General features: G+C 73.5%; 6 protein-coding genes and 1 pseudogene. 2 read left to right on the forward strand and 5 right to left on the reverse strand.

All coding sequences use genetic code 11. From position 1 onward, the window contains the following. On the forward strand, positions 1-499 hold a 499-nt coding region (locus OZN99_RS24965), incomplete at its 5' end, for a hypothetical protein (RefSeq protein WP_270937948.1). Between the two features lie 15 nt (positions 500-514). Here the strand turns inward: OZN99_RS24965 and OZN99_RS24970 are convergent. The 5 genes from OZN99_RS24970 to dapD all read right to left on the reverse strand — a co-directional run bounded on the left by OZN99_RS24970 (position 515) and on the right by dapD (position 4,719). Further along, positions 515-1,015 (reverse strand): hypothetical protein, encoded by a 501-nt coding sequence (locus OZN99_RS24970; RefSeq protein ID WP_270937949.1) that lies wholly within the window; start codon positions 1,013-1,015, stop codon positions 515-517. A 77-nt stretch (positions 1,016-1,092) separates the two neighbouring features. Then, on the reverse strand, positions 1,093-2,136 hold the full coding sequence (locus OZN99_RS24975) for an Ldh family oxidoreductase (RefSeq protein ID WP_270937950.1): 1,044 nt from the start codon (positions 2,134-2,136) through the stop codon (positions 1,093-1,095). A 5-nt stretch (positions 2,137-2,141) separates the two neighbouring features. Then, on the reverse strand, positions 2,142-2,699 hold the full coding sequence (locus tag OZN99_RS24980) for a hypothetical protein (RefSeq protein ID WP_270937951.1): 558 nt from the start codon (positions 2,697-2,699) through the stop codon (positions 2,142-2,144). 35 nt (positions 2,700-2,734) lie between these two features. Beyond that, on the reverse strand, positions 2,735-3,883 hold the full coding sequence (gene dapE, locus OZN99_RS24985) for a succinyl-diaminopimelate desuccinylase (RefSeq protein ID WP_408611934.1): 1,149 nt from the start codon (positions 3,881-3,883) through the stop codon (positions 2,735-2,737). Continuing rightward, a complete protein-coding gene (gene dapD / locus OZN99_RS24990) occupies positions 3,883-4,719 on the reverse strand; it encodes a 2,3,4,5-tetrahydropyridine-2,6-dicarboxylate N-succinyltransferase (protein ID WP_270937953.1) in 837 nt (278 codons plus the stop codon). Before dapD ends, dapE begins: the two co-directional genes overlap by 1 nt. 129 nt (positions 4,720-4,848) lie before the next feature. Between dapD and OZN99_RS24995 the strand changes: the two are divergent. Further along, a pseudogene (locus tag OZN99_RS24995) lies at positions 4,849-5,173 on the forward strand (hypothetical protein); the annotation flags it as partial.

Here is a 5,173-nt window from a genome sequence, read left to right on the forward strand (position 1 = left end):
GGGCGCGCCGGCGCCGGCCCCGGCGGCCTCCACAGCGGTTCAGGCAGCCGCGCCGGCCGCCGTGCCGGGCGGAGCTGGGCAGTGGGGACCGACGCGCGCGGTGGCGGACCGCCTCGGGATCGCCCTGCCCGCCGCACTGCCACAGACCGACGGCAACGGGGCGGGCCATGCGCGGCAGTTCCTCGGTTCCTGGGTGTTCTCGAACCCGGAGTCCCGGTCGATCATCATGGTCGTCCCCTGGGTCGATGCCGCGTCCGGTCGGGCATCCGTGATCTGGGGGATGAGCGCGCCAGGCCCGCGCGAGGCGATGAGTGCCTCCCGGCGACGCGAATCGCTGGATTTCATCGGGCGGCTCAACGACGGCACGCTCGAGTTCGGGAACCGGTGGACCATGCGTGCGCGCATCGAGGGACCGAGCAGGATGCGCATGGAGTTCGTGCCGCCAGCCGACGACCTGACCACGCCGATCGCGGTCGGCCACTTCACCCGCATCGAGTAGCAGGCCGGCTGGTCGTCACCGGCGCCGGAACACGAAGCTCTGCACCTGGTCGCCGCCCGCCGCGACCACTACCAGCTGGGCGTCGTATCCCGCGGCCGGGGCGTAGTTCAGCTGGTCCCGCACATAGCCGGCCAGGTGCTCCAGCAGCGGGTTCAGCAGGCTGAGGATGGTCGCCAGCGATCGGGACTGCTCGCCCGTCTCGGGGTTCACGCTGGTCGGCGGCACGATCGCCACCTGCCCGCCGCGCTCCGCCACCGCCGTCAGCCACAGGTTCAGCCGCGGCGGGATCTCGCCCGTGCGGATCGGCGCCTGGGGCTTCACCACGATGCGCCCGGTCCGGTCGCGCATCGCACGGCGCAGCTGCGCGTCGAAGGCGTCGCTGTCCAGGAAGTCGATGCGCGCGAAGGGGCCGCCGCCGCCGGAGGACGCGGAGGGCGCGCAGCCGGCGGCAAGGCCGGCCACCGGCAGCATGGAGACGGTCGACAGCCAGACGACACGGCGCCGGTTGTGCAGCATCGCCACTCCCTCCCCGCATCCAGCCGCGCCGCCGGCGGCATGATTGCGGTCGCGGAAGGGGCTGGCAAGCAATCCGATTACGCTCCCGGAAGGGCGACCCCGTAGCGCGCCGCCAGCTTCGCCAGCGCCGGCGGGATGGCGGGGTGCAGCGCCACGCCCTCGGCCAGCGCCTTGGTGCGCCGCGCCATCGCGCCGTCGCCGGGCAGGCGGGCCGCGTCGAAACCCGGACGGGGCGGGTTCTCCCGCACCAGCTTTGCCATGAAGCCGCTCTCGGCCAGGAAGCGCTCGGCGCCGCCGAACCTCGCGGGGTCGATGACCAGCACGAAGACGCTGGCGCCCCAGCCCGTTGGCGCCTCGGCGCGGCCATGGCCCGCCAGGCCGCTGGTCAGCGCCTCCACCAGCAGGCCGAGGGCGAAGCCCTTGTGGCCGGCCTCGATGCCGCCCAGCGGCAGCAGCGTGCCGGGCGGGTCGGCCCAGAAGGCGTTGGGGTCGTCGGTGGGGTTCCCCTGCCCGTCCAGCAGCCACGGGCCCGGGAAGCGCGTGCCCTCGGCGCGGCGGCGCGCCGTCATGCCGTTGGTGGTGATGGACATGGAGACGTCGAGGATCACCGGCCCGTCCGGCGTCGGCCAGGCGGCGGCGATCGGGTTCGGCGTGATCACCCGCCGCGTGCCGCCCCAGGGCGCGACGGAGGCGGTGGCGGGATCGGAGCAGGTCAGCAGCAGCATCCGCCCGCGCGCCGCGACCGGCGGGCCATAGGCGGCCAGGCAGCCGATGTGGTGGCTGCGGGCGATGCTGACCGCGCCCAGGCCGAAGGTTCCGGCGGCCTTCTCCGCCGTGGCGATGGCGCGGCGGACCAGCCAGGGGCCGGGCAGCTTGCGGCCGTCCCAGGTCTCGGCGACGGGCGTGGCGGAGACCACCTCGGGCTCGCCCGCGGCGGCCATCTCGCCGGCGGCAAAGCTGTCGAGATAGGGCGCCAGCAGCGCCAGGCCATGCGTGTCGTGGCCCATGAGGTCGCCCTCAAGCAGCACCTCCGCGACGTCGCGCGCCTTGGGCTCGTCGAGGCCGGCGGCGCGGCACGCGGCCATGGCGAAGTCCAGCAGGTCATGCGCCCGATACGCCATGCCGCTCATCCCCCCGACAGCGTGCGGATCAAACCGCCCAGGAACAGGCCGAGCGCCAGGTCCACGCCCACCAGGATCGCTGCGCGGCCGCCATCCAGCCGCAGTGCATGGCGCGCGACGAACCATTCCAGCCACACCGCATAGGCCAGCCCGCCGAAGGTCAGCAGCTGTGCGATGCTGGCTGGGAAGCCCAGCGCGCCGGGCACGGCCAGCAGCAGCAGCACGAGGTACTGGACGATGTTCGTCCAGTTCCAGGCCGCGATGAAGCGCGGCCAGTCCGCGCCGCGCCCCCAGGACTGCGCCAGCGGCAGCGAAATCAGCGCGAAGGCCGTCCAGGCCAGGGTGTAGCCGATCAGTTCCGCCGCCAGGGCGCGCGCGAGCCCGCCAGGCGGCATGCCGAGATGCGCCCAGGCGAAGAGCCGGATCGCCAGGAAAGCCGGCAGGCAGACCAGCGCGGCCGCAAAGGAGCGCCAGGCGCCGGCCGGCGTGTCCTCCATCAGCGCCAGCCCCTCGGGCCGCCCGCGACCGAGGAGGAAGGCGCCGGCGAGGCCGGCGGTGATCACCGGGCGCATCGGCGGCGGCGGCGGGGCAGCCTGGCTCAGGCGAGGAACTCCTCGAGGATGGCCCGGTAGGCGCCGGCGAGGCGCCGGAGTTCCGTGACGGAGGCGCGCTCGTCCACCTGGTGCGGCGTCTCGCCGATATCGCCGAACTCCGCCACCGGACAGTAGCGCGCGATGAAGCGCGCATCGGAGGTGCCGCCGCCGGTGTCGAGCTTCGGCGTCACGCCGGTGGCGCGCGCGATGGCGCGGGAGAGCCCGTCCACGAAGGGGCCGGGTTGCGTGAGGAAGCTCTCGCCGGAGCATTCGGTGCGCAGCTCGTAGCGCGCGCCGGTGGCGCGGAAGGCAGCGTGCAGGCGTTCGGTGAGCTGGGCGCTGGTGTGGTGGTCGTTGAAGCGGATGTTGAGCATCGCCTTTGCGGTGGCGGGGATGACGTTGCTCGTCCGGTTGCCGACGTCGAAGCCCGTCACCTGCAGGGTCGAGGGCGGGAAATGCGCGCTGCCATTGTCGAGCGGCGCGGCGAGAAGCGGGCCGAGGGCGGCGACCAGCCGGTGGATCGGGTTGTCGGCGCCGGCGGGATAGGCGCTGTGGCCCTGCGTACCGTGCACCGTGACCCAGGCGTTGAGGCTGCCGCGGCGGCCGATCTTGATGGTGTCGCCGAGCTCCCGGCGGCTGGTCGGCTCGCCCACCAGCGCCATGTCGGGGATCTGGCCGTTGGCCGCCATCCATTCCAGCACCCTGGCGGTGCCGTCCACGCTGCGGGCTTCCTCGTCGCCGGTGATGAGCAGGGAGATGCTGCCCTTGTGCCCGGGATGCGCGGCCAGAAAGTCGGTGAGGCCGGCGACGAAGGCGGCGATGCCGCCCTTCATGTCGCAGGCGCCGCGGCCATAGAGCACGCCGTCGCGGATGGTCGCGGAGAACGGGTCGTCGCGCCAGGCGGCCGGGTCGCCGGGCGGGACGACGTCGGTATGGCCGGCGTAGCAGAAATGCGGGCCATCCGTGCCGCGGCGGGCGAAGAGGTTGTCCACGCGGTAGTCGTCCGGCCCGAACACCAGGCGGGTGCAGGCGAAGCCGAGCGGCTCGAGCGCCCGCTGCACCACGTCCAGCGCGCCGTCATCGGCGGGCGTGACGGAGCGGCAGCGGATCAGCGCCTGCGCGAGCGGGATGGGGTCGGTGGTCACCCGGGCGATCAGTCCCGCAGCAGTTCGTTGATGCTCGTCTTGCTGCGCGTCTTCTCGTCCACGCGCTTCACGATCACCGCGCAGTAGAGACTAGGGCCCGGCGAGCCGTCCGGCAGCGGCTTGCCGGGCAGCGCGCCGGGCACCACCACGGAATAGGCGGGCACGCGGCCGTACAGCACCTCGCCCGTCGCGCGGTCGATGATCTTGGTGGACATGCCGATGAACACGCCCATGGAGAGCACGCTGCCGCGCTCCACGATGACGCCCTCCACCACCTCGGACCGGGCGCCGATGAAGCAGTCGTCCTCGATCACCACCGGGTTGGCCTGCAGCGGCTCCAGCACGCCGCCGATGCCGACGCCGCCGGAGAGATGCACGTTGCGGCCGATCTGCGCGCAGGAGCCGACCGTGGCCCAGGTGTCCACCATGGTCCCCGAATCGACGTAGGCGCCGACATTCACGAAGCTCGGCATCAGGATGACGTTCGGCCCGATAAAGGCCGAGCGGCGCACCACGGCGCCGGGCACGGCGCGGAAGCCCGCGGCCTTGAAGCGGTTCTCGCCCCAGCCCTCGAACTTCAGCGGCACCTTGTCGTAGGCGCCTGCCGCCGTGTCCATCGGTGCGCTGTCGTTCAGGCGGAAGCTCATCAGCACCGCCTGCTTCAGCCACTGGTTCACCTTCCAGCCGCCACGACCGTCCGGCTCGGCGACCCGCGCCTGGCCGGAGTCGAGCATCGCCAGCGCCTCCTCCACCGCGGCGCGGTCCGGGCCCTGGGTGCCGGCGTTGAGCGCCTCGCGGCGGCCCCAGAGCGCCTCGATGCGGGCCTGCAGGGCGGTCCTGTCCATGGAATGCTGGTCCTGGCGGAGGGGGAACGGGGCCGCGACGTTTGGAAGAGCGCGCCCCCCCTGTCAACGCGGGCGCGCGGGCGTCGCCGTCAACCACCGGTTCAGCCTTGCGGTGCGAAGCTGAAGCGCATGACGGCTCCCCCGGACGACACGCTTGCCGCAGCGCTGCTCGACAGCCGCGCGCGGTGGCGCGACCTGGCGCTGCTCGCCGCCGACCTGCTGTTCGAGACCGATGCGGCCGGCCGCCTGACCTTCCTGGCGCCGGACCGGCCGCTGGGGCACGACGCGGCAGCGCTGCTCGGCCAGCCCGCCGCCGCGCTGCGCGCGGAAGCCGAACTGCCCGACCCCTTCGACCCGGCTTCCGCGCCGCGCGGGATGCGCAGCTGGCTGCGGCGCGCCGATGGCGGGCTGGCCTGCCTGGAATTCACCGCGCTGCCGGTCGGCGGCGGCCTGC

The organism is Falsiroseomonas oryzae (assembly GCF_027856955.1).
Classification (GTDB): domain Bacteria; phylum Pseudomonadota; class Alphaproteobacteria; order Acetobacterales; family Acetobacteraceae; genus Falsiroseomonas; species Falsiroseomonas oryzae.

Bases quoted from the DNA above. Each gene is read 5' to 3' on its own strand.
- OZN99_RS24970 (WP_270937949.1), bottom strand. From the start codon at position 1,015: ATGCTGCACAACCGGCGCCGTGTCGTCTGGCTGTCGACCGTCTCCATG.
- OZN99_RS24975 (WP_270937950.1), bottom strand. From the start codon at position 2,136: ATGGCGTATCGGGCGCATGACCTGCTGGACTTCGCCATGGCCGCGTGC.
- dapD (WP_270937953.1), bottom strand. From the start codon at position 4,719: ATGGACAGGACCGCCCTGCAGGCCCGCATCGAGGCGCTCTGGGGCCGC.